The sequence below is a fragment of the Agrobacterium sp. rho-8.1 genome (assembly GCF_033957725.1).
Classification (GTDB): domain Bacteria; phylum Pseudomonadota; class Alphaproteobacteria; order Rhizobiales; family Rhizobiaceae; genus Agrobacterium.
This window is the reverse complement of the sequence record NZ_CP192788.1, coordinates 1,051,203-1,075,745: the sequence shown is the minus strand read 5'-3', so window position 1 is coordinate 1,075,745 and position 24,543 is coordinate 1,051,203. Positions and strand designations below refer to the sequence as shown.

Genomic DNA, 24,543 nt, shown 5'->3' with positions numbered 1-24,543 from the left:
GGAATATTCTAAACGGTCATCAAATCTTCCATGCGATTTTGGCAAGATTGGAACAGGAGGGGAACGATGACCGGCAATCTCAGCATGACAAATAGAGGCGCAAACCGCAGCAAGACCCGCATCTACGGGACGGTTCAATATTTCACTCAAACGGTAGAGGGCCGCGTGGTCGATCTTTCGGCCACCGGCATGGCGCTGGAGCTCGAAGGACCCTTTGCCGTTGCCAAGGGAAGCCGCGTGACCGTGCAAAGCGACGACCTGGGCTTTATCGAGGGAACGGTGCAATGGCAGCAAATGAACCGGCTTGGCCTGCAATTGCAGCTTTCCACCAATACGTTGGCACAGTTCTCCTCCTATTTCCGCTTTTTCCATGAAGAGGTGAAGCCGACCTTAGCAGGATAAAATAATTTACCGGACGGTTTAAAATCCGGGACAAGTCATATGCCCGTCATTTTGATGATGGACTCCTCTGGAATTCGTTTTACGCTGCCGTCATTTCGTACACTCAGAATTTCATCGAGGAGTTTCCATGTCTTCGCTTATCGGCCTTCATCCCATCACGCGACGTTCCCTGCTGGGCGGCATTGCGGCGTCTTCGGCGCTTGTCATGCTGCATCCGTTCGCAGCCCGCGCGCAAGGCAACCAGGCGCATCTGCGCATCATGGAAACGACCGACATTCACGTTCATGTCTTCCCGTATGATTATTATGCAGACAAGCCGAACGACACGCTGGGTCTGGCGCGCACTGCCTCCATCATCGACAGCATCCGCGCAGAAGCCGGAAACTCGATGCTGGTCGATAATGGCGACTTTCTTCAGGGTAACCCGCTGGGCGACTACATCGCCTATGAGCGCGGCATGAAGGCTGGGGACAAGCACCCTGTTATCAACGCCATGAACATACTGGGTTACGATTGCGGCACGTTGGGGAACCACGAGTTCAATTACGGTCTCGATTTCATGTTCAACACGCTGGGCGGGGCTGGTTTTCCTTATGTCTGCGCCAACCTGACGAAAGGCCAGCTCGCGTCAGATCCCAAGAAGGACGATCTCTTTTTCAAGCCCTACGTCATCCTCGACAAGCAGATCAAGGACGGCTCAGGCGCGACCAGCACCGTCAAGGTCGGCATCATTGGCTTCGTACCGCCGCAGATCATGATGTGGGACGCCAAGAACCTCGAGGGCAAGGCACAGACCCGCGACATCGTCGATGCTGCCAAGGCGTGGGTGCCGGTGATGAAGGAACAGGGCGCCGATATCGTCATCGCCCTCTCCCATTCCGGTATCGAAGGCAAGGGCCAGAGCGATCGCATGGAAAATGCCTCGCTCTATCTGGCTGGCGTCAAGGATATCGATGCGGTCTTCACAGGCCACCAGCATCTCGTCTTCCCCGGCCCCAAGACATGGGACGGCATTGAAGGTGCCGATCCGGTCAAGGGCACGCTGATGGGCAAACCCGCCGTCATGGCCGGGTTCTGGGGCTCGCATATGGGGCTCATCGACCTGTTGCTGGAAAAGGACGGCAAAAGCTGGAAGATCGTGGATTTCACTACTGAGGCGCGCCCGATTTCCCACCGCGATGAAAACCGCAAGATCGTCGCGGATGTGAAGGACAAGCCGGAGATCATCGCTGCCGTCAAGACGGATCATGAAGCGGCGCTGGCCTATGTCCGCCGTCCCGTTGGCAAGACATCCGCACCGCTCTACTCCTATTTTGCGCTGGTGGCGGATGATCCCTCCGTGCAGATCGTTTCCAACGCGCAAACCTGGTACATCAAGGATATGCTCAAGGAAGGCCAGTACAAGGATTTGCCGGTGCTTTCGGCGGCAGCTCCGTTCAAGGCAGGCGGTCGTGGCGGCTCGGATTACTACACCGATGTCCCCGCCGGTGACATCGCCATCAAAAACGTGGCCGATCTTTATCTCTACCCCAATACGGTCCAGGCCGTGCTGATCACCGGCGCGCAGGTGAAAGACTGGCTGGAAATGTCGGCCGGCATGTTCAAGACGGTGGAAGCCGGTTCCAAAGACGCACCATTGCTCAACACTGATTTCCCGTCCTACAATTACGATGTCATTGACGGTGTGACCTACCAGATCGATGTTTCCAAGCCGCCGAAATTCGATAAGGACGGCAAAGCGATCAACCCGGAAAGCAACCGTATCGTCAATCTCCAGTTCGGTGGCAAGCCGATCGACCCGGAGCAGAAATTCGTGGTGGCGACCAACAATTATCGCGCCAGCGGTGGCGGCAAGTTCCCCAATATCGGCTCCGACAAGATCATCTTCGTCGCGCCGGATACCAATCGCGATGTCATCGTGCGCTACATCATCGCGCAGGGCACCATCAACCCATCGGCAGACGATAACTGGTCCTTCGCGCCGGTTGCCAACACCACGGCGGTTTTCGAAACCGGACCGAAGGGGCGGCAATTCGCCAAGGATGTAAAGGGCGCAAAGATCGAGGAAGCGGGCGACGGGTCTGAAGGCTTTGCGAAGTTCCGCCTGATCCTCTGATGCCAAAGCAAGAGAGGCGTATTCTGCGTGATATGCCTCTCGCTCTCGCAGATTTTACCGTTCGGTTTGTATTATCTTAGAAGTCCTAGATCTTCGTCGCAAATCCGCCGCGGGACGAGCGCCAGATCATGGCAATATTTTTTCTCGTTACGGAAAACTTTTCTGCCACTCCGCACGTAATGGGTATTGAATAGCTGTTCTTCCGATCTGACTCCGCAGGAGGTTTTCATGCCCGCTTATCATCCGCCCCGCATTCCGTTTTCAGATGTCACGCCCCGCGACGTCTACCTGTCGCGCCGCCATTTCCTTGGCGCTGCTGCGGGTATGGCAGCCTTGGGTTTGACCGGACGCGATGCCATCGCATCGCCGCTGACGGCCAAGCCCGGCGCCTATAAGCTGGATGAAAAGCTGACGCCGCTGGACGCTGTCACGAGCTACAATAACTTCTACGAATTCGGGACGGGCAAATCCGACCCCAAGGAAAATGCCGGAAATTTCAAACCGACACCCTGGACGGTAAAAGTGGACGGGCTTGTCGGCAAACCACAGGAATTCGGCATCGAGGACCTGATGAAATATCCGCTGGAAGAGCGCACCTATCGCATGCGGTGCGTCGAAGGCTGGTCCATGGCCATTCCCTGGATCGGGTTTTCACTCTCGACCCTGCTGGACAAGGTTGAGCCGCTGGGCAGCGCCAAGTTCGTTTCGTTCGAGACGGTTGTCAGACCGGAAGAGATGCCCGGCCAGAGCGGCCTATTCCAGCCGCTGGAATGGCCCTATGTCGAGGGATTGCGCCTGGACGAAGCACGACACCCTCTGACCATCCTTGCCGTGGGCCTCTATGGTGAAACCCTGCCGAACCAGAACGGTGCCCCGATTCGGCTTGTCGTGCCATGGAAATATGGTTTCAAAGGCATCAAGTCGATTGTCCGCATCTCCCTGGTAGAGAAGCAGCCGGAAACGACGTGGAAGAACTCCAATGCCCGTGAGTACGGCTTCTATTCCAACGTCAACCCGAAGGTGGACCATCCGCGCTGGAGTCAGGCGACAGAACAACGCATTGGTGAAGGCGGCTTCTTCAGCACGCAGCGCCGGCCAACGCTGATGTATAATGGCTATGACGACGTTGCGAGCCTTTATACCGGACTGGACCTGAAGGCGAATTATTGACCATGGTGCTTGCCCTTTCGCTCCCGTCACTGCCCAAGCGTTATCAACCCGGAGCGATCTGGGCGCTTTATGCTGTCGGCCTGGCTCCCGGTGTCTGGTACTTTTATCTGGCATCCACCGGCGGGCTGGGCTTCAACCCGGTCAAGGAATTCGAACATCTGCTCGGCATATGGGCGTTGCGCTTCTTATGCCTCGGGCTGGTCGTCACGCCTCTGCGCGATCTGTTCAATATCAATCTCATCGCCTACCGACGGGCGCTGGGCCTGATCGCCTTCTATTACGTTCTGGCCCATTTCGCCGTCTACATCGTGCTCGATCGCGGACTGGTCTTCAGCTCCATTCTTTCGGATGTTCTCAAACGCCCCTACATCATGTTCGGCATGGCGGGGCTCGTGATGCTCATTCCGCTGGCGCTCACCTCCAACCGCTGGTCGATCCGCAGGCTTGGCTCCCGCTGGAACACGTTGCACAAACTCTCCTACTTCATCCTGATCGCTGGCATCCTTCACTTCGTGCTGGCGCGCAAGTCGCTGACATTGGAGCCGGTCTTCTATATATCCGTCATGCTCATCCTGCTCGGCTACCGCTCGATCCGGCCAATGATCATGGCGCGCAAGAGAGCCCGCAAAGCGGCTATGTCTTCCAGAGCCGCGCTTCGATAAGCGCGACCAACACGACGCCAGCGATGTAGCAGCCGATATTCCAAAGCGAGAACACGCGCCCCAGCAGCAGGGCTCCAACCGCTGTTTCCCGAAAGGCATCCAATGCCGGAAAATGAACCAGGCGTATCAGTTCCACAGTTATGGCTACGATGCAGGCCACGACGATCGCGCCAAGCCTGTGTTTGGCTTGAAAAAGGCTCGCGACGAGCAGGTAGATCATAGATCCCCACAAAACCGAGCCGCCATATTTTACAATGATGAATGGCAGGCCGACTTGGTAGCCATAGCGGCGTAACACCAGCCCGACCAAAATGATCCCGCAGGCGAATGCCAGAAGCGCAGGTGGACGGGAATAATAACGACTGTACCGGCTTGCCATCATGATGTTGCTTTATTTCCGATTGTTATAGACATGCAATCTCAACGAGCAGCAGGACGCCGGATGTGAGCACCGAAACCGCCTACCCCGCAAGCCGTCAGTCCTCGCTCGATGCTTTCTTATGCGATGTCCAGCCTTGGGGCGAGTTGAAAGGCGCGAGGCGCTTTATCTTCGAATTTCTCTATTTCGGCATCAAGGAAGCAAGGGCCTGCCTCTTTGCAGGCCTGTTTTTCATCTCGATCTTTCTGGTACCGCGCGAGGGCATTCTCGGCCTGCCCCGCTATGACGTGCTATTGGTGATCGCGCTGGCAATACAATTCTTCATGATCTGGAGCAAATTGGAGACGCTGGACGAAGCAAAGGCCATCTTGATGTTTCATCTCGTAGGTTTTGCGCTTGAGGTGTTCAAGACATCCGGCAGCATCCAGTCCTGGTCATACCCGGACTTCGCCTATACGAAGGTGCTGGGCGTGCCGCTGTTTTCCGGCTTCATGTATGCTGCGGTGGGAAGCTACGTTATCCAAGCGTGGCGGTTGCTGGACGTTCGGATCAAACACCATCCGACCTACTGGATGGCGACCCTGATGGGAATTGCCATCTATCTCAATTTTTTTACCCACCACTACATCGGTGACTATCGCTGGTATATCGCCGCCTGCGCCATAGGCCTCTATGCCCGGGCCACCGTCATCTACCGCCCCTACGATCGCGATCGGAAGATGCCGTTGCTGCTGTCCTTCATCCTGATCGGATTTTTCGTGTGGCTGGCTGAAAACATATCCACCTTCTTCGGTATCTGGAAATATCCCAACCAGTTGGGTGCCTGGTCGGTCGTTCACGTCGGCAAATGGAGCTCGTGGTCACTGCTCGTCATCATGACATTTTCCATCGTCTCGCATCTGAAGCACATCAAAAGCAGGATTTCCGTGCCAGAATGAGTTGATTGGCCGCCATGAGGGAGCCCCGACGCGTTGAACGAAAGCTCAACAGATGGAGCATCGCTCTTTCAGTTCTCGGCCATACTCTCCTCTGCATCGGATGGTACCTCATGCCCTCGCCCTCACCCATTTCCGTCGGTCAAGAAGACAGCATCAACGTGCAAATCGTCAGTTCGGGACCAATAGAAGCGCGGCAAAAGCCGGTTGCGCCAAGTTTAGCCATCGAAGAACGCCCTGACATACCAGATCGCAAAAGCGACCATCCGACAGATTCCGGAAAGATTATCGAGCCGGCCGAAGCAATCACCCCTGAGCCACCTGTCATTCACCATCGAAACGACGAAACGACATTCGTAAAACCTTCCAAGATGCTATCGGAATCCGTTCTTGCAGATCATCGCAGCAGCCAGGCCAGACAAGCGTTGAAACAGCTGGCGCCAGCGGAGCAGGTCGAACAGCTCTGCAATCTGGAGGCAATGGCGCAGGTTGGTGCTTGGAACAAAGAGCTCCGGCCTGACCGGATCGTGGCCTATGCCATGGCCGACACCAAGATATCAGGCAGCGATTTCATTGCTGCCGGAGCGGCGCTGCACAGCAAGCGCGATTGGTATCGACTTGTCTTCCGGTGTCATCTGACGCCAGACAAACAGCACGTTAACGCCTTTGAATTCCGCTTGGGGGATGAGATCCCAAAGGAAATCTGGGCAGAGCACAATATTCCGGATGAAGATGGCGCGTCGGATTGAGCGGCGGGCACAACTGTCGACAGGCCCTACTCTGTTAAAAGAATCTATCCAAAGACGCACTGAAACAATCAAACCCGTCTCGGAAAATTCATGGCAGAACTGAGTATGCCCGGCATCACCATCGAACCGTTAAGAAACCAGCACCGAGATTGTTCAAAATATGCGCAAGCCGTGCCTATGGAAGTGATAGACGAGTGGAAGCCTTTCCATTTCAATCAAGGGCGATACCGCACGAGACACCTGTAACTCGCTTCATTTTGTCGACAGCTCAGCCGCCAATCATAATGGTTTTGCTCGTTGGAACGAAGACAGGAACGATCCTTTCAACGGGTGGAAATATGAGCAAATACTCCCTTGCCGGATTATAGGTCGTCTGCCGCACTAAGCCCTCGTCTTTCCAATGGCCTATGGTTTCCGAACCCAATTTAATCTCCCCATTTTTTGGTATAACCACACCCGTACGGGCACCCATAGAAGATGCATCCATCGCGGCGGAACGGGTAAATGTATCGGTAGATGGCGCCTTGGCATTCTCGGATGCAATATGGAGGAGTTGCGTATCTCGCCGTTCTTGGGGATGCCATTTATAGCGCTTTAAGCAAAAGGCGGACACACGGTGCTGCTTGTAAACCCCGGTTCCACTTGAGCCGAGGTAAATCCACAAGAGAGAGAGGCCACCGGTTGTATTTTTCCAGTCGTTATTTGCGAACATCGTTTGTTTCACCTCAACATGTCCATCATATGGACCCGGTGATGGTCCGTAATCTTTCTTGAAATCAACAGGACTGTTCTGAGGGGGGTCGGCATATTGGCGTAAATTTGATTTTAAAAAGTCTTCAAGCGATATGTCATCCTTTCGCTTGAGCATTTTATATACGCTTTCCGCTCTGTAGATTTGCGCTCCTACCCTTGAGTTAAACTCTTTTGTAACGCCCCCATCTTGCTGAAAGAGTTGGTTCAACGGCAAATTTTTGCTGGTTCCGGTACCTGAGAGGAAATGGGCAAGGTTCTTGCTTGCCAGAGTGTCTTGTCCTCCCAATGTTTTTAGAGAGTACCACGCGAGGCGCAAAAACTCCTGATCCTGGTAGGTCTGGTTATGTATGGAAGCCGTGTGAGTCAAATTCCAAGAGGCCCAGACATCAAACCGCGATCGAAATCCCGAATTGGCCCCACTTATCTCCTCGTCGCTCACCGGACGTGCCATTGCTATCTTCCTCACCGTTGATGAATCTGGCGAAGACCGAGCGATGAAATGTGCGTGGCCCGGTCCGCCAACATGACCACAAACGAAGCATCGTGATAAAGTTCGCCTGATATCAGAAAAGCATTTCCCATATATTCTTCAACCAAAACGGGCGCAATTATGTCCGATGGTCAGAAATAAGCAACCGAGCCATGAAACGTCTCTGCAAAATCATCGTAGGCGGGCCTTAAAACGCAAAGAAGCCGGATGATCGCTCATCCGGCTTCTTTTAATGATGACCGACGCTTTTCAGCGTCCGTTTTATGCGGCTTCGGCTTCTGCAGCAACGCGAGCCTTGTCAGCCTTGCCCTTGGCGTCAACGTCGCGCTCAACGAATTCGATGACAGCCAGAGCCGCATTGTCGCCCTGACGATAGCCAGCCTTCATGATGCGAAGGTAGCCGCCGTTGCGGGTTGCGTAGCGTTCAGCGATCGCATCGAACAGCTTGCGAACGGCGTCCTGATCCTTGATCTGCGACAGCGCCTGACGACGAGCGTGCAGGTCGCCGCGCTTGCCGAGGGTTACGAGACGCTCGACGATCGGACGGATTTCCTTCGCCTTTGGCAAAGTCGTTACGATCTGCTCATGGGTGATGAGCGAAGCAGCCATGTTGGCAAACATTGCCTTACGGTGGCTGGCAGTTCTATTGAGCTTGCGGCCTGAATTTCCGTGGCGCATTGCTATTCTCCTTTATGCAGGTTCCTATCCGGACCTGCCGTTTCCTGGCACATGCAGGCAACCTGTCTCTTAAGACGGCGCCTGTTGTTTGACGGGGAAAGGCAGTCTTTAGAGGGCCTGCCTTCTTATTGGTTAATACTGGTCTTCGTAGCGCTTCGCGAGATCTTCGATGTTCTCCGGTGGCCATGCGGGCACTTCCATGCCGAGATGCAGACCCATGGAAGCGAGAACTTCCTTGATTTCGTTGAGCGACTTGCGACCAAAATTCGGCGTACGAAGCATTTCGGCTTCGGTCTTCTGAATGAGGTCGCCGATATAGACGATGTTGTCGTTCTTCAGGCAGTTGGCCGAACGAACGGACAGTTCCAACTCGTCGACCTTCTTGAGAAGCGCCGGGTTGAATGCCAGTTCGGTCACAGATTCTTCTTCTGCTTCCTTCTGCGGCTCGTCGAAGTTGACGAAGACGCCGAGCTGGTCTTGAAGAATGCGAGCGGCGAAGGCAACGGCATCTTCGCCGGAAACCGAACCGTTGGTCTCGATCGTCATGATCAACTTGTCGTAATCAAGAACCTGACCTTCACGGGTGTTTTCCACCTTGTAGGACACTTTTTTGACCGGAGAATAAAGGCTGTCCACCGGAATAAGACCGATAGGTGCATCTTCAGCGCGGTTACGATCTGCAGGCACATAGCCCTTGCCGTTGTTGACGGTGAATTCCATGCGGATTTCAGCGCCCTCGTCCAGCGTGCAGATAACGTGGTCGGGGTTGAGGATTTCGATGTCGCCAACCGTCTGGATATCACCAGCGGTTACCGAACCTGGACCCTGCTTGCGCACGACCATGCGCTTGGAATCGTCACCATCCATCTTGATGGCGATTTCCTTGATGTTCAGAACGATATCCGTCACATCTTCCCGAACGCCGGGAATGGAGGAGAACTCGTGCAGAACGCCATCGATCTGTACCGCAGTCACAGCGGCGCCACGCAGAGACGACAAGAGAACGCGGCGAAGCGCGTTACCGAGTGTCAGGCCGAAACCCCGTTCAAGCGGCTCGGCAACCAGAGTTGCCTTTGTGCGGCTGGAAGAGGTAAACTCGACCTTGTTCGGCTTGATCAGTTCCTGCCAATTCTTTTGAATCATCTTTAAACCTTCCGTTCGCCGCCACCATCCAATCGTGGCGGACCGAGCATGATCACCGAGAGGAACTTAACGTTCATCGGAGGGTTTTAAGCGTCGGAAGACCGGTCAAGCCGGCAACCCCCACGCCGATTACGCGAAAATTCCGCCAAACCGAAGGTAAGGCGGAACTCCCAAACAGAAACGCGTTAGACGCGACGCTTCTTGCGCGGGCGGCAACCGTTGTGCGGGATCGGCGTCACATCGCGGATGGACGTGATCATGAAACCGGCGGCCTGCAGAGCGCGAAGAGCAGATTCACGACCGGAGCCCGGACCGCAAACTTCAACTTCCAGCGTCTTCATGCCGTGTTCCTGAGCCTTCTTGGCAGCGTCTTCAGCAGCGATCTGGGCAGCAAACGGTGTCGACTTGCGCGAACCCTTGAAGCCCTTGGCACCAGCAGACGACCAGGCAATTGCGTTGCCCTGCGCGTCGGTGATGGTGATCATCGTGTTGTTGAAGGTCGAGTTGACGTGCGCAACGCCCGTCGTGATGTTTTTACGTTCGCGACGTTTAACGCGAGCGGCTTCCTTAGCCATGGTATACCTTTCCTTGATCTCTGCACCGCCGTAACACCAGCGGCTACACCAGCAATCAGCCTCCTAGAAGCCTTTCGCCAAACTCAGAAAGGCTGGTGCGGCTTGCACCAGCCCTCCCTCTCCGGAAAACCGGAAGATTACTTCTTCTTACCTGCAATCGCCTTCGCTGGACCCTTGCGAGTACGAGCGTTGGTGTGCGTGCGCTGACCGCGTACGGGCAAGCCGCGGCGGTGACGCAGACCACGGTAGCAACCGAGGTCCATAAGACGCTTGATGTTCATCGAAGTCTCACGACGAAGATCACCCTCGACGCGATAGTCGCGATCGATTGCTTCGCGGATCTGAAGGACTTCAGCGTCCGTCAGCTGATGAACGCGCTTCTCAGCCGGAATACCGACCTTTGCAACGATTTCCTGCGCGAATTTCGTGCCAATCCCGTGGATATAGGTCAAGGCGATAACAACGCGCTTAGCCGTTGGGATGTTGACGCCAGCGATACGTGCCACGTCTATTCTCCTTGCGTTCCAGTTGCCATCCGGCAAGTGGTGCTTTCATTTGAGCGGCACGACTGCCGCCAGTTCAAAATTCGTGTTCGTCACAAGTTAAAACGACCGAACTCGGACTTTCCTTCCCTAAAGGAAAATCCGCGCCAGTCGCTTGGGTTGTCGCGAGTTGGCGCGGTGTAACGGAATCGGTTCAAAAAAGCAACCGGGGCCGTTAAGATTCTTTAGTTATGCGCAACAGAGGCTGCGGAGGCGCGTTCTTTTTCAAGAACACCTTCGATCGCTGCGGTGACAACGTCCACATGGGCCATGCCATCGAGTACCACGAGATCGCCCTGGCCGTGATAGTATTCCGACAATGGAGCGGTCTTTTCGCGGTATTCCGATAGACGTTTGCGGAAAGATTCCGGATTGTCGTCCGAACGGACCGTACCACCAGCTGCAACCGTCTCTGCCACGCGGTTTTCGATTCGGCGCACCAGCGCCTCCTCGTCTACCTTGAGCTCGATGACAGCATCGAGATCGATACCCTTGTCACGCAGGTTTTCACCCAGCGCTTTCGCCTGCGGAACGGTCCTGGGGTATCCATCCAGGATAAACCCCTTGGCACAGTCCGCCTGCTCTATGCGTTCGGAAACGATCTGATTGACGATATCGTCAGATACGAGACCACCCGCGTCCATGACTTCCTTGGCGCGTTTGCCAATTTCAGATCCGTCGCTGACCGCAGCTCGAAGCATGTCGCCGGTCGACAGTTGTGGAATGCCATACTTATCCGTCAGGCGCTTTGCCTGGGTGCCCTTGCCTGCACCCGGTGGTCCCAAAAATATCAGTCTCATCGTCCCCTCTTTCCTCCACGCAGTTTCGATTTCTTGATCAGCCCCTCATACTGTTGGGCAATCAGGTGACCCTGAATCTGTGCAACAGTATCAAGAGTTACACTGACTACGATCAAAAGCGAAGTACCACCAAGGGCTAATGGTATACCCGTCCGCGCGATCAGCGTTTCGGGAAGAATACAGACGAACACGAGATAGATGGCACCGACGACGGTGATTCTCGTCAACACGTAGTCGATATATTCAGCCGTACGCTCACCTGGACGAATGCCGGGAATGAAGCCACCATGCTTCTTCAGATTGTCCGCCGTATCCTTCGGATTGAAAACGATCGCCGTATAGAAGAAGGCAAAGAACGCAATCAGGAGGCCGTAGAGCAACATGAACAGCGGCTGGCCGTGTTGAAGCGACGCAATGATGGTCGTCGCCCAAGGCGGCAGGTTCGTACTGTTCGTGAAGCCCGCTGCGGTCGCTGGCAGAAGCAGCAGCGACGATGCGAAGATTGCGGGAATGACGCCAGCCGTGTTCAGCTTCAACGGCAGGTGCGACGTATCGCCCTGGAACATCCGGTTGCCGACCTGTCGCTTTGGATACTGGATCAAAAGACGACGCTGCGCGCGCTCCACGAAGACGATCAGAGCGATGACGCCAATGGCAACCACGAGTACGGTCAGAATCACGGGTGTCGAGATGGCACCCTGACGACCAAGCTCGAGCGTACCGGCAAGTGCCTTGGGAAGACCCGCGGCGATACCTGCAAAGATGATCAGTGAAATACCGTTACCGATACCGCGCGATGTGATCTGCTCACCGAGCCACATCAGGAACATCGTGCCGCCGAGCAGCGTGATGACGGTGGAAACGCGGAAGAACCAGCCTGGATCGACGACGAGCCCTGCCCCGCTCTCAAGTCCGGCTGCAATGCCGTAGGCCTGCAACGTTCCGAGAAGCACGGTGCCGTAACGCGTGTACTGGTTGATGATCTTGCGGCCCGCTTCGCCTTCCTTTTTCAAGGCTTCGAGCGAGGGCACGACGGAGGTCATGAGCTGCACGATGATCGATGCGGAAATGTAGGGCATGATACCGAGCGCGAAAATCGCCATGCGCTCTACCGCGCCGCCCGCAAACATGTTGAAGAGACCGAGAATTCCGTTGGCCTGCCCCTGGAAGGCGCGTGCGAACGCTTCCGGGTTCAAACCTGGAAGCGGAATATGCGTGCCAAGGCGATAAACGAGAAGTGCGGCAAGGGTAAACCAAAGACGCCTTTTCAGATCTTCAGCTTTCGCGAAGGTCGAAAAATTCAGGTTTGAGGCCAGTTGTTCCGCTGCTGAAGCCATAAATTTCTCCGCATGACCCTTGTCCAGCGGCACGGAAACCGGCAATTCCGGAAAAGGTCTAAAAGATACTGGTTCAAAAACCGGGCTTCGGACGGATCACGGCTTTATCGCCGATCATCATGCCTCACCCTTGTTTTCGTTCGTCCGTTTCGCATTCCGCTGAACGCTTGCGAACTGTGAGGCTCTCCCCGCGAAACGAACGCATCGCTTGAGAGTATTCGCTTAATCCTCGTTTAATCGATTAGGATTCAAAGGCTTATGCGACTTCTAGAGCAAACGCCCGGAGTGAAACACACCGGGCGTTCATTGTCTTATATTACTCTGCGGCTTCGGCTGCAACAACCAGAAGCTTGATGGAACCACCAGACTTCTCGATTTTTTCAACAGCCGTCTTGGAAGCGCCGGCCACTTCGAAGGAAACCTTCGTCGTCAGCTCGCCATCAGCCAGGATGCGAACGCCGTCCTTGAGGCGACGGATGACACCGGCAGCCTTGAGAGCAGCAGCATCTACCGTCGACTTTGCGTCCAGCTTGCCTGCATCGATGGCGGCCTGAACGCGGCCGATCGAAACTTCTGCATACTCGGAAGCGAAGATGTTGGTGAAGCCACGCTTTGGCAGACGACGGTAGATTGGCATCTGGCCGCCTTCAAAGCCGTTGACGGCAACGCCTGAACGAGCCTTCTGGCCCTTGACGCCGCGACCACCGGTCTTGCCCTTACCGGAACCGATACCGCGACCTACGCGGATACGATCCTTGGTGGAGCCTTCGTTGTCTTTAATTTCATTGAGTTTCATGATGACTTCCTCCGTCTCACTTCTCGTCTACGACGCGAACGAGATGCTGGACAGCACGGATCATGCCGCGAACAGCTGGCGTATCTTCCAGAGTGCGCTGACGGTGCATCTTGTTGAGACCCAGGCCGATCAGCGTCTGGCGCTGAACCGCAGGGCGGCGAATGGGGCTGCCGATCTGTTCGACCGTAACAGTCGTCTTGGCTTCAGTAGTCTTCTTGGCCATGATACTGCTCCTTATTCTTCAGCAGCGTTGCCGGAAGCGGCGCGGCGTGACTGAAGGGTCGCATACTTCAGACCGCGCTGTGCAGCGACGTCCTTAGGATGAACCTGGTGCTTCAGAGCGTCGAACGTTGCGCGAACCATGTTATATGGGTTCGAGGAACCGGTCGACTTGGCGACGACGTCATGAACGCCGAGCGTTTCGAAAACAGCGCGCATCGGACCACCGGCGATGATACCGGTACCAGCCTTTGCAGAGCGCAGAAGAACCTTGCCAGCGCCGTGACGACCATTGACGTCATGGTGCAGTGTACGGCCATCGCGCAGCGGTACAAAGATCAGATCGCGCTTAGCGCTTTCCGTTGCCTTGCGGATCGCTTCAGGCACTTCACGAGCCTTGCCGTGACCAAAGCCAACGCGGCCCTTCTGGTCGCCGACAACGACGAGAGCAGCAAAACCGAAACGACGGCCGCCCTTCACAACTTTAGCAACGCGGTTGATAGCTACCAGCTTGTCAACGAATTCGCTATCGCGCTCTTCGCGGTTCTGGCGGTCGTCGCGAGAACCTCTTTTTTCCTGTGCCATTGTCCTTGTCCTTTTTCTTTTACGGGTGGAACGGCAAACGAAAAGACCATCGGCTTCATTGCTGAAACCCGCATGGTCCGGTGAAAACCTGCCCGGATATTACCCGGGCAGGTAAAAGATTAGAAGTTCAGACCGCCTTCGCGGGCAGCTTCAGCCAAAGCCTTGATACGGCCGTGGTAAATGAAGGCGCCGCGATCGAATACGACATCCTTAACGCCAGCCTTGCCGGCGCGTTCGGCAACGAGCTTGCCAACCGCGGCCGCTGCTGCAACGTCCGCACCCGTCTTCAAGGACGAGCGCAGACCTGTATCGAGTGTCGAGGCAGACGCGAGCGTCTTACCGGCGACATCATCGATGACCTGAACGTAGATGTTCTTCGACGAGCGATGAACCGACAGGCGCGGGCGACCGTTGGCAACCGCCTTAATCTGGCGGCGCACGCGGCTCGCGCGACGTGCAAGTGCTTCTTTCCTGCTAGCCATTTCGCGTGATCCTTACTTCTTCTTGCCTTCTTTGCGGATGATCCGTTCTTCAGCGTACTTGACGCCTTTGCCCTTGTAGGGCTCGGGACCACGGTATTCGCGGATTTCCGCGGCAACCTGACCGACCTGCTGCTTGTTGATACCCGAAACGATGATTTCCGTAGGCTTCGGAACGGCAATCGTGATGCCTTCCGGAGTCTGGTAAACCACGTCGTGGCTGAAACCGAGTGCCAGCTGCAGGTTCTTGCCCTGCATGGCCGCACGATAACCAACGCCGTTGATTTCGAGCTTGCGTTCGTAGCCGTCCTTGACACCCTTAAAGATGTTCTCGACCATCGTGCGGGACATGCCCCACTTGGAACGAGCTTCCTTGCTGTCGCTGGACGGTGTCACGGACACCGCGTTATCTTCCAGTTTAACCTGGACTTCGTCATTGGCGACGAAGAACAGTTCACCCTTAGGACCCTTGGCAGTAATCTTCTGGCCGTCGACAGTGGCCGTCACACCTGCAGGAACCTGAACGGGCTTTTTACCGATACGAGACATATTTCTATCCTGTCTGTCCGTTAAGGAGATCCTTGCTCAGTCTTAGAAGACGGAGCAAAGAACCTCGCCACCAACGTTCTGTTCGCGAGCCTGGTGATCGGCCATCACACCCTTCGGAGTCGAAAGGATAGTGATACCGAGGCCGTTCGCAACCTGCGGAATGGACTTGACCGAGACATAAACTCGGCGGCCCGGCTTGGAAACGCGGCCGATCTCACGGATCACGGACGCGCCTTCGTAGTACTTCAGTTCGATTGTGAGTTCGGACTTGCCGTTCTCAAAATCAACCTTCGAATAACCGCGAATGTAGCCTTCAGCCTGAAGCACGTCGAGAACGCGTGCGCGCAGGCTGGATGCCGGTGTGTTGACCGAAGACTTGCGACGGGCTGCACCATTGCGGATTCGGGTGAGCATATCACCCAACGGATCAGTCATTGTCATGTGCCCGTCTCCTTACCAGCTGGACTTGACAATACCCGGCACCTTGCCGGAATTGCCCAACTCGCGAAGCGCAATACGCGACATCCCAAGTTTGCGGTAGAACGCGCGCGGACGGCCCGTTACTTCGCAGCGGTTGCGGATACGCGTCTTCGAGCCGTCACGCGGCAGCGAAGCGAGCTTCAGGGTTGCCTGGAACCGCTCTTCAATCGGAAGGGACTGGTTCATGACAATTGCCTTGAGGGAGGCACGCTTGCCAGCCTGTGAGGCAACCGTCTTGCGGCGGCGCTTGTTCTTTTCAACTGCGCTTGTTTTCGCCATATCGGAGTTCCTTTTCTACGCTCGTCGTTACGGTTACTGACGGAAAGGGAAGTTGAACTCTGTCAAAAGAGCCCGTGCTTCGTCATCCGAGTTTGCCGTCGTGCAAACGATGATGTCCATGCCCCACATCTGATCAACCTTATCGTAGTTGATCTCTGGGAACACAATGTGCTCCTTGATGCCCATGGCGAAGTTGCCACGGCCGTCAAAGCTCTTGGGGTTCAGGCCCCGGAAGTCGCGAACGCGCGGAAGCGCGATGTTGACCAGACGATCAAGGAATTCGTACATGCGGACGCCACGAAGTGTAACCTTCGCACCGATCGGCATGTGCTCGCGAACCTTGAAGCCCGCGATGGAATTGCGAGCCTTGGTGATGACTGGCTTCTGACCGGCAATAGCTGCCAGATCGCCAGCAGCGACCGTCGGCTTCTTGGAGTCAGCGGTTGCTTCACCAACGCCCATGTTGATGACGATCTTGTCCAGCTTGGGGATCATCATCACGTTTGCGTAGGAGAACTTCTCCTGCATTGCGCCACGAATACGGGAAACGTATTCAGCCTTGAGACGCGGCTCGTACTTGGACTCAGCCATCGATCACTTCTCCCGAACGCTTGGCCACGCGGACCTTCTTCCCATCGACAACCGAGAAACCAACGCGAGTTGGCTTGCCATCCTTATCGGCGATGGCGAGGTTGGAAATGTGCAAGGAAGCTTCCTTGCTGATGATGCCGGCTTCCTGGCCCTGGGTCTGGCGCTGGTGACGTTTCACCATGTTGACGCCACTCACAAAAGCCCGGTCTTCTTTCGGCAAGACCTGTGTTACTTCGCCGGTACGGCCCTTGTCCTTACCGGTCAATACGACAACCTTGTCGCCTTTACGAATTTTCTGCATCGCTATCGCTCCTTACAGTACTTCTGGAGCCAGCGAGATGATCTTCATGTGGTTCTTTGCGCGAAGTTCGCGTGGAACCGGTCCGAAGATACGGGTGCCGATCGGCTCTTTCTTGTTATCGATAAGAACGGCTGCGTTGTTATCGAAACGGATGACGCTGCCATCAGCGCGGCGGATGTCTTTAGCGGTACGCACAACAACCGCCTTCATCACGTCGCCCTTTTTAACGCGGCCGCGCGGAATGGCTTCCTTGATCGAAACGACAATGATGTCGCCAACGGAAGCATACTTGCGCTTCGAGCCGCCCAGCACCTTGATGCACATGACACGACGTGCGCCGGAATTATCCGCCACGTCGAGGTTTGTTTGCATCTGAATCATGTCAGGTCGCCTTCTTGTTGTTACCGGACCGGTTGGGCACGTTTAGCAAACAGCCCCCTGTTCCAGCTTATGAATGTCTCTGTTTTCGCGCGGAATAATCGTGACAGGGTGGTTTCCTAACGGACCTTCCGTGCGCATCAAAGCAAAAGAACGCCCGTGAACGAGCGTCCTTGCGCTGCTTCATACAGACTTCCGCGCATATAGCAAGACCTGCGCGAAAATCAGTTGAAATTATGCCTGGGCGGAAACAACCGTCCAGCGCTTATCCTTGGAGATCGGTGCGCATTCCTCGATGGAAACGACATCGCCGATCTTGAATTGGTTGTTCTCGTCGTGCGCCTTGTATTTTTTCGAACGACGAACGGTCTTCTGAAGCAGCGGGTGAGCGAATCGACGCTCAACACGAACTACAACGGTCTTCTCGTTCTTGTCGGACACAACGACGCCCTGCAGAATGCGTTTAGGCATATTATTCTTCCTTTAGGCCTTGGCTTCTGCCGCCTTCTGGCGGGCAATGGTTTTCACGCGGGCGATGTCCTTGCGGACTTCGTCGATGCGCGAGGACTTTTCCAGCTGGCCGGTTGCCTTCTGAAAGCGCAGGTTGAACTGCTCTTTCTTCAGGTCGGCAAGCTTGTCCTTGAGCTGATCGGCGCTGAGGCCGCGAACGTTTTCGGCTTTCATGGTGCCTGCTCCTTACTCTGCGATGCGCTGAACGAAGCGCGTCTTAACCGAGAGCTTGGCAGCGCCGAGACGAAGCGCCTCGCGGGCGATCTCCTCGGAAACACCGTCGATCTCGAACATCATACGACCAGGCTTGACCTTGCATGCCCAGTATTCAACAGAACCCTTGCCCTTACCCATACGAACTTCGGTCGGCTTCGCCGTGACCGGAGTGTCTGGGAATACGCGGATCCACACACGACCAGCGCGCTTCATGTAACGTGTGATCGCGCGGCGGGCCGCTTCGATCTCGCGTGCGTTAACGCGGTTCGGTTCCTGCGACTTCAAGCCGAATTCACCGAATGCCAGGTCAAAGCCGCCCTTGGCCACACCTTTAATGCGACCCTTAAACTGCTTACGGTACTTAGTACGCTTTGGCTGCAACATTTTCTAACTTCTCCGAGCTTATCTTTCGCCAGCGTCAATCAAGCGTTCTCGCGGCGACGGTCGCCACGATCACCGCGCTGCTCACGGCTTGCCGGACCCTGTGCATCACCTTCGAGCCCACGACGCTCGGAAGCCATCGGATCGTGCTCAAGGATTTCGCCCTTGAAGATCCAGACCTTGATGCCGCAGATGCCGAATGCAGTCGTGGCTTCCGCCACACCGTAGTCGATGTCTGCACGCAGAGTGTGCAATGGAACGCGACCTTCGCGGTACCATTCGGTACGAGCGATTTCAGCGCCGCCAAGACGACCACCGCAAGTGATCTTGATGCCTTCGGCGCCAAGACGCAGTGCGGACTGAACAGCACGCTTCATGGCACGGCGGAAAGCCACACGACGTTCGAGCTGCTGAGCGATCGACTGTGCAACGAGTGTTGCGTCGATTTCCGGCTTGCGCACTTCAACAATGTTGAGGTGCGTTTCAGACGCAGTCATCTCGGAAATCTTCTTGCGAAGCTTTTCGATGTCTGCACCCTTCTTGCCGATGATCAGACCCGGACGAGCCGAGTGAATGGTCACGCGGCACTTCTTGTGCGGACGTTCGATGATGACCTTGGCGATGCCAGCCTGCTTCAATTCCTTGATCAGGTAAGCACGGATCTTCAGGTCTTCGTGCAGAAGCTTGCCGTATTCGGCTGTGTCTGCATACCAGCGGCTATCCCAAGTGCGGTTGATACCGAGGCGGAAACCGATTGGATTGATTTTCTGACCCATTATGCGGCCTCCCCTTTTTCTTCCACTTCACGAACGACGATCGTCAAGTGAGAGAACGGCTTTTCGATGCGCGATGCACGGCCACGGCCACGAGCGTGGAAACGCTTCATGGTGATGGACTTGCCAACATAGGCCTCGGCGACGACGAGAGCGTCGACGTCGAGGTCATGGTTGTTTTCCGCATTTGCGATGGCCGATTCCAGCGTCTTCTTGACGGTGGCGGCAATCCGCTTGCGAGAAAACTCGAGCTCAGCGAGAGCGCGATCGACCTTTTTACCACGGATAAGAGCGGCAACTAGGTTAAGTTTCTGGGGGCTGACGCGAAGCGTACGGGCAATGGCCTGAGCCTCATTGTCCTTCAGCCGGCGTTCGGTCTTAGCCTTCGCCATGATTACTTCCTCTTTGCCTTCTTGTCCGCACCATGACCGTAATAGGTCCGGGTCGGAGAGAATTCACCGAACTTGTGACCGACCATGTCTTCGTTGACAGAGACGGGTACATGCTTGCTGCCGTTGTAGACGCCGAATGTCAGACCAACGAACTGAGGCAGGATCGTGGAGCGACGGCTCCAGATCTTGATCACTTCACTGCGTCCGCCTTCGCGTACCTTCTCAGCCTTAGTGAGAAGATAACCGTCAACAAACGGACCTTTCCATACTGAACGAGCCATTTGAGAGTTCCTCTCTTACTTCTTGCGCTGATGGCGCGAACGCATGATGAACTTGTCGGTCGACTTGTTGGAGCGAGTCCGCTTGCCCTTTGTGGGTTTACCCCACGGAGTCACCGGATGGCGACCACCAGACGTACGACCTTCACCACCACCATGCGGGTGATCGACAGGGTTCATCACGACACCGCGAACGTGAGGCTTCTTGCCGCGCCAGCGTGAACGACCGGCTTTGCCGTCGTTGATGTTGCCATGATCGGCATTCGAGACAGCACCGATCGATGCAAGGCAGGAACCATGCACCAGACGCTGCTCACCGGAGTTCAAGCGAAGGATCGCCATCCCTGCATCGCGACCAACGAGCTGAACATACGTGCCGGCGGAGCGGGCAATCTGACCACCCTTGCCTGGCTTCATCTCGACGTTGTGGATGATCGAACCGACTGGAATGTACTGAAGAGGCATTGTGTTGCCTGGCTTCACGTCCACTGCCTTTTCGGAGGCGATCACCTTGTCACCGGCAGCAATACGCTGTGGCGCGAGAATGTAAGCCTGTTGGCCGTCCGTGTATGTCACGAGCGCGATGAATGCGGTGCGGTTAGGGTCATATTCCAGACGCTCGACCGTACCTTCAACGTCGAATTTACGACGCTTGAAGTCTACCAGACGGTAGGTCCGCTTGTGACCGCCGCCCTGAAAACGAACGGTGATCCGGCCCTGATTGTTACGGCCACCCTTCGAGCTGAGGCCCTCTGTAAGAGCCTTTACCGGCTTGCCCTTGTAGAGCGAAGACCGGTCCACGATAACCAGCTGACGCTGGCTTGGCGTGGTCGGATTGAAACTTTTCAATGCCATTGTATTTGTTCCCTTTTGGGTCTTTGCCCGCTTGGGCCTAACCTTTTAGAGTCCGGTGGACACGTCTATGGATTGACCTTCGGCCAGCGTAATGATGGCTTTTTTGACATCCTTACGCTTACCAGCGAATCCACGGAAACGACGAGTCTTACCCTTGCGGATAAGCGTGTTCACTGCCGTGACCTTGACGCCGAAGAGTGCTTCGACTGCAGCCTTGATTTCAGGCTTCGAAGCGTCCTTGGCGACGTTGAATACGACCTGGTTCTGTTCAGAGACCAGCGTCGACTTTTCCGTGATCGAAGGAGATACGATCACATCGTAGTGGCGAAGATCCGTCATTTGAACCGCTCCTCAAGGGCTTCAACCGCAGCCTTGGACAGCACGAGCTTGCCGCGGCGCAGGATGTCGTAAACATTGATGCCCTGGATCGGCAGAACGTCCACATTCGGGATGTTCTGGGCTGCGAGCTTGAAGTTTCCATCAAGTTCAGCGCCACCGATGACGAGAGCGTTGGTCAGGCCAAGCGTTGCGAAGTGGCCGAGCAGGCCCTTTGTCTTCGCATCGGTCGCAACGAGCTGATCGACGATGATCAGTTCTTCGGACTTCAGCTTTGCAGACAAAGCGTGACGCAGTGCAAGCGCACGAACCTTCTTCGGAAGATCATGTGCGTGGCTGCGAACGACTGGGCCGTGGGCCTTGCCGCCGCCGCGGAACTGCGGTGCGCGAGCCGAATGGTGACGAGCGCGGCCCGTACCCTTCTGCTTGTACATCTTTGCACCCGTACGGGAAACTTCCGAACGGTTCTTGGTCTTGTGCGTTCCCTGCTGCTTCTTGGCAAGCTGGTAACGAACCATGCGGGCCAAGATGTCCTGGCGTGGGTCGAGGCCGAAAATTTCGTCCGACAGGGATACCGTGCCGGCGTCTTTTCCCTCGAGGGTTTTGACGTTCAATTCCATGATGAGGCTCCCTTACTTCGCTGCCGACTTAACGGCGTCGCGGACGATGATCCAGGAACCCTTGGAACCGGGAACGGCGCCCTTCACGAGGATCAAACCGCGACCCTCATCAGTCGAAACCACTTCCAGATTCTGGGTGGTGACGCGTGTGCTGCCCATGTGACCAGCCATGCGCTTGCCCTTCCAGACCTTACCGGGATCCTGGTTAGAACCCGTCGAACCGTGAGCACGGTGCGATACGGAGTTACCGTGCGACGCGCGACCACCACCGAAGTTGTGACGCTTCATCGAACCGGCAAAACCCTTACCGATCGTCGTGCCGGTAACGTCTACCAGTTGGCCTGTCTGGAAATGATCTGCGGTCAGTGTTGCACCGACGTCGATGAGGTTTTCGGGGGAAACCCGGAACTCAACGAGCTTTGCTTTCGGCTCGACGCTGGCAGCGGCAAAATGACCGCGGAGTGCCTTTGTCGTATTCTTGACCTTGGACTGGCCTGCACCGAGCTGAACTGCGGTGTAGCCATTCTTGTCTTCTGTGCGCTGGGAAACAACTTGTACGTTGTCCAAACGCAGTACCGTTACTGGGATATGCTCACCGGCGTCATTATAGACCCGAGTCATACCCACTTTCTGTGCAATCACACCTGAACGCATTGGTTCAATCCTCTTGCGAGCCTTGAAGGGAGAACCCTCTGTGGCCTTTGTTAAGGAGTTCCCTTCGACATCTCACGACGTTTCCGGTCTCCGGATTGGAAGTCGTTGGATTGCTCCACGTACCTTCCTTGTTATATCGGCCCTTACTTTCGCAAGGTCGGGCCGAGGTCTTAGAGCTTGATTTCGACGTCAACACCAGCAGCGAGGTCGAGCTTCATCAAAGCGTCAACGGTCTGTGGCGTCGGGTCTACGATATCGAGAAGACGCTTGTGCGTCCGCATTTCGAACTGCTCACGGCTCTTCTTGTCAACGTGAGGAGAACGGTTGACGGTAAACTTTTCGATGCGGGTGGGCAGTGGAACCGGGCCGCGAACGCTGGCGCCGGTGCGCTTGGCGGTCGACACGATTTCACGGGTAGAGGCATCGAGGATCCGGTGATCAAACGCCTTGAGGCGGATACGGATATTCTGGCCGTTCATTCGTCTTGTCCTTGTTCTTTGTCTTTGCAATTCCGCACGCGGAAATACATGAACCTGTTGATCGTGTCGCCGCAGATTTTCAAAAATCAAGAGGAATGCAAACCGCATCCCAATCATTTCGGTAGTCTGTAAAGTTGAATCACCGGGTGTCGCGACGTACTGCGAATCCAACTGGTGAGTGTGAGTGCGCGTTTACGCGCTTTCACTGAATTTTTCAAGCCTTAAAAATGCAACGATACAACGCTTTTTATAAAACGTTCGATGGCGGTGTTTTTCACACCGCCATCGAACCCGATCACACAGCAGGGAACCCCCTGCTCTCTTCGCGGCGGTGCGAGAGCACCGCCTGCTTTTATTACTCGACGATCGAAGCGACGATGCCGGCGCCGTTCACGAAACCGCGCTTGCGCGCCGTTTCGTTACTTTGAGTGCCGTCGGCAGGCTTTCGCCATCGCTAACGATTGTTATTCAACAATCGAAGCGACGATGCCGGCGCCGACGGTACGGCCGCCTTCGCGGATCGCGAAGCGCAGCTTTTCTTCCATCGCGATCGGAACGATCAGTTCGACTTCAACAGTCACGTTGTCGCCTGGCATAACCATTTCCGTACCTTCTGGAAGCGAAACGATACCGGTCACATCCGTCGTACGGAAGTAGAACTGTGGACGGTAGTTCGTGAAGAATGGTGTATGACGACCGCCCTCTTCCTTCGTCAGAATGTAGGCTTCTGCGATGAACTTCTTGTGCGGCTTGACAGAACCTGGCTTGCACAGGATCTGGCCACGTTCAACGCCATCGCGCTGCACGCCACGGATCAGCGCGCCGACGTTGTCGCCAGCCTGGCCCTGATCGAGCAGCTTGCGGAACATTTCAACGCCGGTCACAGTCGTCTTGGTCGTGGCGCGAATGCCGACGATTTCAACTTCTTCACCAACCTTGACGATACCGCGCTCAACGCGACCCGTGACAACCGTACCACGGCCCGAGATCGAGAACACGTCTTCGATCGGCAGCAGGAATGGAAGGTTGATGGGACGCTCAGGTGTCGGGATGTAGGCATCAACAGCCGCCATCAGTTCACGGATCGCATCTTCGCCGATCTTCTTGTCCGAGTCTTCCAGAGCAGCAAGAGCAGAGCCCTTGACGATTGGAATGTCGTCGCCCGGGAAATCGTAGGACGACAGAAGTTCGCGAACTTCCAGTTCTACCAGTTCCAGAAGCTCTTCGTCGTCAACCTGGTCAACCTTGTTGAGGAACACAACGATCGCAGGAACGCCAACCTGACGGGCAAGCAGAATGTGCTCGCGGGTCTGTGGCATCGGGCCATCGGCGGCCGAGCAGACCAGGATCGCGCCGTCCATCTGGGCAGCGCCGGTGATCATGTTCTTCACATAGTCGGCGTGGCCGGGGCAATCGACGTGCGCGTAGTGACGAGCAGGTGTCTCGTATTCAACGTGTGCCGTCGAAATCGTGATACCGCGGGCCTTTTCTTCCGGTGCAGCGTCGATCTGGTCGTACGCCTTGAATTCGCCGAAATACTTCGTGATTGCAGCAGTCAACGACGTCTTGCCGTGGTCAACGTGACCGATCGTGCCAATGTTGACGTGCGGCTTGTTGCGCTCAAACTTGCTCTTTGCCATTCGTGGCTCTCCATTCCTGTC

General features: G+C 55.6%; 36 protein-coding genes. 6 read left to right on the top strand and 30 right to left on the bottom strand.

Annotated features, from left to right (window positions below; translation table 11 throughout):
- The first annotated feature begins 66 nt into the window (after window positions 1-66).
- The 4 genes from RMR21_RS05390 (at window position 67) to msrQ (ending at window position 4,350) form a co-directional block, all read left to right on the top strand.
- Window positions 67-402: a PilZ domain-containing protein gene (locus RMR21_RS05390; RefSeq protein ID WP_498669661.1), complete on the top strand. Its 336-nt coding sequence runs from the start codon at window positions 67-69 to the stop codon at window positions 400-402.
- 127 nt (window positions 403-529) lie between these two features.
- Complete coding sequence (locus RMR21_RS05385) at window positions 530-2,518, top strand: bifunctional 2',3'-cyclic-nucleotide 2'-phosphodiesterase/3'-nucleotidase (RefSeq protein ID WP_498669660.1); 1,989 nt, start codon at window positions 530-532, stop codon at window positions 2,516-2,518.
- Between the two features lie 228 nt (window positions 2,519-2,746).
- Entirely contained in the window at window positions 2,747-3,688 is a 942-nt protein-coding gene (msrP, locus tag RMR21_RS05380) for a protein-methionine-sulfoxide reductase catalytic subunit MsrP (protein WP_498669659.1), read from the top strand.
- 2 nt (window positions 3,689-3,690) lie between these two features.
- The gene (gene msrQ, locus RMR21_RS05375) at window positions 3,691-4,350 is read left to right on the top strand and encodes a protein-methionine-sulfoxide reductase heme-binding subunit MsrQ (RefSeq protein ID WP_498669658.1); all 660 of its coding nucleotides are present in this window, start codon (window positions 3,691-3,693) and stop codon (window positions 4,348-4,350) included.
- On the opposite strand, the gene RMR21_RS05370 is transcribed toward msrQ, so the two are convergent.
- Window positions 4,322-4,732 (bottom strand): ribosomal maturation YjgA family protein, encoded by a 411-nt coding sequence (locus RMR21_RS05370; protein WP_498669656.1) that lies wholly within the window; start codon window positions 4,730-4,732, stop codon window positions 4,322-4,324. The genes msrQ and RMR21_RS05370 overlap by 29 nt on opposite strands.
- 62 nt (window positions 4,733-4,794) lie before the next feature.
- Between RMR21_RS05370 and RMR21_RS05365 the strand changes: the two genes are divergently transcribed.
- Together RMR21_RS05365 and RMR21_RS05360 are read left to right on the top strand one after the other, a co-directional pair.
- Window positions 4,795-5,667, top strand: coding sequence for a DUF817 domain-containing protein (locus RMR21_RS05365; protein ID WP_498669654.1), 873 nt, complete (start codon window positions 4,795-4,797; stop codon window positions 5,665-5,667).
- A gap of 110 nt (window positions 5,668-5,777) precedes the next feature.
- Entirely contained in the window at window positions 5,778-6,413 is a 636-nt protein-coding gene (locus RMR21_RS05360) for a DUF930 domain-containing protein (RefSeq protein ID WP_498669652.1), read from the top strand.
- A 268-nt stretch (window positions 6,414-6,681) separates the two neighbouring features.
- Here the strand turns inward: RMR21_RS05360 and RMR21_RS05355 are convergent, their stop codons facing one another.
- The 29 genes from RMR21_RS05355 to tuf form a co-directional block, all read right to left on the bottom strand.
- Window positions 6,682-7,617 (bottom strand): hypothetical protein, encoded by a 936-nt coding sequence (locus RMR21_RS05355; protein WP_498669651.1) that lies wholly within the window; start codon window positions 7,615-7,617, stop codon window positions 6,682-6,684.
- 300 nt (window positions 7,618-7,917) lie between these two features.
- On the bottom strand, window positions 7,918-8,334 hold the full coding sequence (rplQ, locus tag RMR21_RS05350; RefSeq protein WP_498669650.1) for a 50S ribosomal protein L17: 417 nt from the start codon (window positions 8,332-8,334) through the stop codon (window positions 7,918-7,920).
- A gap of 132 nt (window positions 8,335-8,466) precedes the next feature.
- Window positions 8,467-9,477 (bottom strand): DNA-directed RNA polymerase subunit alpha, encoded by a 1,011-nt coding sequence (locus RMR21_RS05345; RefSeq protein WP_045230760.1) that lies wholly within the window; start codon window positions 9,475-9,477, stop codon window positions 8,467-8,469.
- Between the two features lie 185 nt (window positions 9,478-9,662).
- On the bottom strand, window positions 9,663-10,052 hold the full coding sequence (gene rpsK, locus RMR21_RS05340; RefSeq protein WP_174152672.1) for a 30S ribosomal protein S11: 390 nt from the start codon (window positions 10,050-10,052) through the stop codon (window positions 9,663-9,665).
- Window positions 10,053-10,189: 137 nt separating this feature from the next.
- On the bottom strand, window positions 10,190-10,558 hold the full coding sequence (rpsM, locus tag RMR21_RS05335) for a 30S ribosomal protein S13 (protein WP_067643674.1): 369 nt from the start codon (window positions 10,556-10,558) through the stop codon (window positions 10,190-10,192).
- 221 nt (window positions 10,559-10,779) lie between these two features.
- Window positions 10,780-11,394, bottom strand: a complete 615-nt coding sequence (locus RMR21_RS05330; protein ID WP_498669649.1) for an adenylate kinase — start codon at window positions 11,392-11,394, stop codon at window positions 10,780-10,782.
- On the bottom strand, window positions 11,391-12,731 hold the full coding sequence (secY, locus tag RMR21_RS05325; RefSeq protein WP_498669648.1) for a preprotein translocase subunit SecY: 1,341 nt from the start codon (window positions 12,729-12,731) through the stop codon (window positions 11,391-11,393). Before secY ends, RMR21_RS05330 begins: the two co-directional genes overlap by 4 nt.
- 316 nt (window positions 12,732-13,047) lie before the next feature.
- Window positions 13,048-13,527: a 50S ribosomal protein L15 gene (gene rplO, locus RMR21_RS05320; protein WP_498669647.1), complete on the bottom strand. Its 480-nt coding sequence runs from the start codon at window positions 13,525-13,527 to the stop codon at window positions 13,048-13,050.
- Window positions 13,528-13,543: 16 nt separating this feature from the next.
- Window positions 13,544-13,750: a 50S ribosomal protein L30 gene (gene rpmD / locus RMR21_RS05315; protein WP_045230765.1), complete on the bottom strand. Its 207-nt coding sequence runs from the start codon at window positions 13,748-13,750 to the stop codon at window positions 13,544-13,546.
- Window positions 13,751-13,761: 11 nt separating this feature from the next.
- Window positions 13,762-14,331: a 30S ribosomal protein S5 gene (gene rpsE, locus RMR21_RS05310; RefSeq protein ID WP_045230766.1), complete on the bottom strand. Its 570-nt coding sequence runs from the start codon at window positions 14,329-14,331 to the stop codon at window positions 13,762-13,764.
- A gap of 119 nt (window positions 14,332-14,450) precedes the next feature.
- The gene (gene rplR, locus RMR21_RS05305) at window positions 14,451-14,813 is read right to left on the bottom strand and encodes a 50S ribosomal protein L18 (protein ID WP_498669646.1); all 363 of its coding nucleotides are present in this window, start codon (window positions 14,811-14,813) and stop codon (window positions 14,451-14,453) included.
- A gap of 12 nt (window positions 14,814-14,825) precedes the next feature.
- Entirely contained in the window at window positions 14,826-15,359 is a 534-nt protein-coding gene (gene rplF / locus RMR21_RS05300) for a 50S ribosomal protein L6 (protein ID WP_183897653.1), read from the bottom strand.
- A gap of 42 nt (window positions 15,360-15,401) precedes the next feature.
- Window positions 15,402-15,800: a 30S ribosomal protein S8 gene (gene rpsH, locus RMR21_RS05295; RefSeq protein WP_042618522.1), complete on the bottom strand. Its 399-nt coding sequence runs from the start codon at window positions 15,798-15,800 to the stop codon at window positions 15,402-15,404.
- A gap of 12 nt (window positions 15,801-15,812) precedes the next feature.
- Window positions 15,813-16,118, bottom strand: a complete 306-nt coding sequence (gene rpsN, locus RMR21_RS05290; protein WP_498669645.1) for a 30S ribosomal protein S14 — start codon at window positions 16,116-16,118, stop codon at window positions 15,813-15,815.
- 33 nt (window positions 16,119-16,151) lie between these two features.
- A complete protein-coding gene (rplE, locus tag RMR21_RS05285; RefSeq protein WP_174152667.1) occupies window positions 16,152-16,709 on the bottom strand; it encodes a 50S ribosomal protein L5 in 558 nt (185 codons plus the stop codon).
- Window positions 16,702-17,010 (bottom strand): 50S ribosomal protein L24, encoded by a 309-nt coding sequence (gene rplX / locus RMR21_RS05280; protein WP_498669644.1) that lies wholly within the window; start codon window positions 17,008-17,010, stop codon window positions 16,702-16,704. Before rplX ends, rplE begins: the two co-directional genes overlap by 8 nt.
- Before the next feature lie 12 nt (window positions 17,011-17,022).
- On the bottom strand, window positions 17,023-17,391 hold the full coding sequence (gene rplN / locus RMR21_RS05275; protein WP_003495199.1) for a 50S ribosomal protein L14: 369 nt from the start codon (window positions 17,389-17,391) through the stop codon (window positions 17,023-17,025).
- 231 nt (window positions 17,392-17,622) lie between these two features.
- Complete coding sequence (rpsQ, locus tag RMR21_RS05270; RefSeq protein ID WP_045230771.1) at window positions 17,623-17,859, bottom strand: 30S ribosomal protein S17; 237 nt, start codon at window positions 17,857-17,859, stop codon at window positions 17,623-17,625.
- Window positions 17,860-17,871: 12 nt separating this feature from the next.
- Window positions 17,872-18,072 carry a 50S ribosomal protein L29 gene (gene rpmC, locus RMR21_RS05265; RefSeq protein WP_498669643.1) on the bottom strand — a complete coding sequence of 67 codons (201 nt, stop codon included), beginning with the start codon at window positions 18,070-18,072 and terminating at the stop codon, window positions 17,872-17,874.
- A gap of 12 nt (window positions 18,073-18,084) precedes the next feature.
- Window positions 18,085-18,498: a 50S ribosomal protein L16 gene (rplP, locus tag RMR21_RS05260; RefSeq protein ID WP_042618528.1), complete on the bottom strand. Its 414-nt coding sequence runs from the start codon at window positions 18,496-18,498 to the stop codon at window positions 18,085-18,087.
- A 38-nt stretch (window positions 18,499-18,536) separates the two neighbouring features.
- Window positions 18,537-19,271, bottom strand: coding sequence for a 30S ribosomal protein S3 (gene rpsC / locus RMR21_RS05255; RefSeq protein WP_498669642.1), 735 nt, complete (start codon window positions 19,269-19,271; stop codon window positions 18,537-18,539).
- Complete coding sequence (gene rplV / locus RMR21_RS05250) at window positions 19,271-19,660, bottom strand: 50S ribosomal protein L22 (protein ID WP_067643706.1); 390 nt, start codon at window positions 19,658-19,660, stop codon at window positions 19,271-19,273. Before rplV ends, rpsC begins: the two co-directional genes overlap by 1 nt.
- A 2-nt stretch (window positions 19,661-19,662) precedes the next feature.
- Window positions 19,663-19,941 (bottom strand): 30S ribosomal protein S19, encoded by a 279-nt coding sequence (gene rpsS, locus RMR21_RS05245; RefSeq protein ID WP_067643709.1) that lies wholly within the window; start codon window positions 19,939-19,941, stop codon window positions 19,663-19,665.
- A gap of 15 nt (window positions 19,942-19,956) precedes the next feature.
- Window positions 19,957-20,793: a 50S ribosomal protein L2 gene (gene rplB, locus RMR21_RS05240; protein WP_498669641.1), complete on the bottom strand. Its 837-nt coding sequence runs from the start codon at window positions 20,791-20,793 to the stop codon at window positions 19,957-19,959.
- A 45-nt stretch (window positions 20,794-20,838) separates the two neighbouring features.
- Window positions 20,839-21,132 (bottom strand): 50S ribosomal protein L23, encoded by a 294-nt coding sequence (locus RMR21_RS05235; RefSeq protein ID WP_042618531.1) that lies wholly within the window; start codon window positions 21,130-21,132, stop codon window positions 20,839-20,841.
- Window positions 21,129-21,749 carry a 50S ribosomal protein L4 gene (rplD, locus tag RMR21_RS05230; RefSeq protein ID WP_045230776.1) on the bottom strand — a complete coding sequence of 207 codons (621 nt, stop codon included), beginning with the start codon at window positions 21,747-21,749 and terminating at the stop codon, window positions 21,129-21,131. The genes RMR21_RS05235 and rplD overlap by 4 nt, the downstream gene beginning before the upstream one ends.
- A 12-nt stretch (window positions 21,750-21,761) precedes the next feature.
- On the bottom strand, window positions 21,762-22,403 hold the full coding sequence (gene rplC / locus RMR21_RS05225; RefSeq protein ID WP_042618533.1) for a 50S ribosomal protein L3: 642 nt from the start codon (window positions 22,401-22,403) through the stop codon (window positions 21,762-21,764).
- Window positions 22,404-22,573: 170 nt separating this feature from the next.
- Entirely contained in the window at window positions 22,574-22,882 is a 309-nt protein-coding gene (gene rpsJ, locus RMR21_RS05220) for a 30S ribosomal protein S10 (protein ID WP_003507767.1), read from the bottom strand.
- A gap of 464 nt (window positions 22,883-23,346) precedes the next feature.
- Window positions 23,347-24,522 (bottom strand): elongation factor Tu, encoded by a 1,176-nt coding sequence (gene tuf, locus RMR21_RS05215; RefSeq protein ID WP_498669628.1) that lies wholly within the window; start codon window positions 24,520-24,522, stop codon window positions 23,347-23,349.
- Window positions 24,523-24,543: the final 21 nt, after the last annotated feature.

What these genes read in the sequence shown, in the direction of transcription:
- RMR21_RS05345 (WP_045230760.1), bottom strand. Translation starts at nt 9,477, where the DNA reads ATGATTCAAAAGAATTGGCAGGAACTGATCAAGCCGAACAAGGTCGAG.
- rplP (WP_042618528.1), bottom strand. Translation starts at nt 18,498, where the DNA reads ATGTTGCAGCCAAAGCGTACTAAGTACCGTAAGCAGTTTAAGGGTCGC.
- rpmC (WP_498669643.1), bottom strand. Translation starts at nt 18,072, where the DNA reads ATGAAAGCCGAAAACGTTCGCGGCCTCAGCGCCGATCAGCTCAAGGAC.
- RMR21_RS05390 (WP_498669661.1), top strand. Translation starts at nt 67, where the DNA reads ATGACCGGCAATCTCAGCATGACAAATAGAGGCGCAAACCGCAGCAAG.
- rplE (WP_174152667.1), bottom strand. Translation starts at nt 16,709, where the DNA reads ATGGCTGAGTCCAAGTACGAGCCGCGTCTCAAGGCTGAATACGTTTCC.
- rplX (WP_498669644.1), bottom strand. Translation starts at nt 17,010, where the DNA reads ATGCAGAAAATTCGTAAAGGCGACAAGGTTGTCGTATTGACCGGTAAG.
- rpsK (WP_174152672.1), bottom strand. Translation starts at nt 10,052, where the DNA reads ATGGCTAAGGAAGCCGCTCGCGTTAAACGTCGCGAACGTAAAAACATC.
- RMR21_RS05235 (WP_042618531.1), bottom strand. Translation starts at nt 21,132, where the DNA reads ATGACGGATCTTCGCCACTACGATGTGATCGTATCTCCTTCGATCACG.
- RMR21_RS05355 (WP_498669651.1), bottom strand. Translation starts at nt 7,617, where the DNA reads ATGGCACGTCCGGTGAGCGACGAGGAGATAAGTGGGGCCAATTCGGGA.
- rpsH (WP_042618522.1), bottom strand. Translation starts at nt 15,800, where the DNA reads ATGACAATGACTGATCCGTTGGGTGATATGCTCACCCGAATCCGCAAT.
- msrP (WP_498669659.1), top strand. Translation starts at nt 2,747, where the DNA reads ATGCCCGCTTATCATCCGCCCCGCATTCCGTTTTCAGATGTCACGCCC.
- rplR (WP_498669646.1), bottom strand. Translation starts at nt 14,813, where the DNA reads ATGGCTAGCAGGAAAGAAGCACTTGCACGTCGCGCGAGCCGCGTGCGC.
- RMR21_RS05360 (WP_498669652.1), top strand. Translation starts at nt 5,778, where the DNA reads ATGCCCTCGCCCTCACCCATTTCCGTCGGTCAAGAAGACAGCATCAAC.
- rpsC (WP_498669642.1), bottom strand. Translation starts at nt 19,271, where the DNA reads ATGGGTCAGAAAATCAATCCAATCGGTTTCCGCCTCGGTATCAACCGC.
- rplC (WP_042618533.1), bottom strand. Translation starts at nt 22,403, where the DNA reads ATGCGTTCAGGTGTGATTGCACAGAAAGTGGGTATGACTCGGGTCTAT.
- rplF (WP_183897653.1), bottom strand. Translation starts at nt 15,359, where the DNA reads ATGTCTCGTATCGGTAAAAAGCCCGTTCAGGTTCCTGCAGGTGTGACG.
- rplV (WP_067643706.1), bottom strand. Translation starts at nt 19,660, where the DNA reads ATGGCGAAGGCTAAGACCGAACGCCGGCTGAAGGACAATGAGGCTCAG.
- rpsS (WP_067643709.1), bottom strand. Translation starts at nt 19,941, where the DNA reads ATGGCTCGTTCAGTATGGAAAGGTCCGTTTGTTGACGGTTATCTTCTC.
- rplN (WP_003495199.1), bottom strand. Translation starts at nt 17,391, where the DNA reads ATGATTCAGATGCAAACAAACCTCGACGTGGCGGATAATTCCGGCGCA.
- rplD (WP_045230776.1), bottom strand. Translation starts at nt 21,749, where the DNA reads ATGGAATTGAACGTCAAAACCCTCGAGGGAAAAGACGCCGGCACGGTA.
- rpsJ (WP_003507767.1), bottom strand. Translation starts at nt 22,882, where the DNA reads ATGAACGGCCAGAATATCCGTATCCGCCTCAAGGCGTTTGATCACCGG.
- RMR21_RS05330 (WP_498669649.1), bottom strand. Translation starts at nt 11,394, where the DNA reads ATGAGACTGATATTTTTGGGACCACCGGGTGCAGGCAAGGGCACCCAG.
- tuf (WP_498669628.1), bottom strand. Translation starts at nt 24,522, where the DNA reads ATGGCAAAGAGCAAGTTTGAGCGCAACAAGCCGCACGTCAACATTGGC.
- rpsE (WP_045230766.1), bottom strand. Translation starts at nt 14,331, where the DNA reads ATGGCACAGGAAAAAAGAGGTTCTCGCGACGACCGCCAGAACCGCGAA.
- RMR21_RS05385 (WP_498669660.1), top strand. Translation starts at nt 530, where the DNA reads ATGTCTTCGCTTATCGGCCTTCATCCCATCACGCGACGTTCCCTGCTG.
- RMR21_RS05370 (WP_498669656.1), bottom strand. Translation starts at nt 4,732, where the DNA reads ATGATGGCAAGCCGGTACAGTCGTTATTATTCCCGTCCACCTGCGCTT.
- rpsQ (WP_045230771.1), bottom strand. Translation starts at nt 17,859, where the DNA reads ATGCCTAAACGCATTCTGCAGGGCGTCGTTGTGTCCGACAAGAACGAG.
- rplQ (WP_498669650.1), bottom strand. Translation starts at nt 8,334, where the DNA reads ATGCGCCACGGAAATTCAGGCCGCAAGCTCAATAGAACTGCCAGCCAC.
- rpsN (WP_498669645.1), bottom strand. Translation starts at nt 16,118, where the DNA reads ATGGCGAAAACAAGCGCAGTTGAAAAGAACAAGCGCCGCCGCAAGACG.
- secY (WP_498669648.1), bottom strand. Translation starts at nt 12,731, where the DNA reads ATGGCTTCAGCAGCGGAACAACTGGCCTCAAACCTGAATTTTTCGACC.
- rplB (WP_498669641.1), bottom strand. Translation starts at nt 20,793, where the DNA reads ATGGCATTGAAAAGTTTCAATCCGACCACGCCAAGCCAGCGTCAGCTG.
- rpmD (WP_045230765.1), bottom strand. Translation starts at nt 13,750, where the DNA reads ATGGCCAAGAAGACTACTGAAGCCAAGACGACTGTTACGGTCGAACAG.
- msrQ (WP_498669658.1), top strand. Translation starts at nt 3,691, where the DNA reads ATGGTGCTTGCCCTTTCGCTCCCGTCACTGCCCAAGCGTTATCAACCC.
- rplO (WP_498669647.1), bottom strand. Translation starts at nt 13,527, where the DNA reads ATGAAACTCAATGAAATTAAAGACAACGAAGGCTCCACCAAGGATCGT.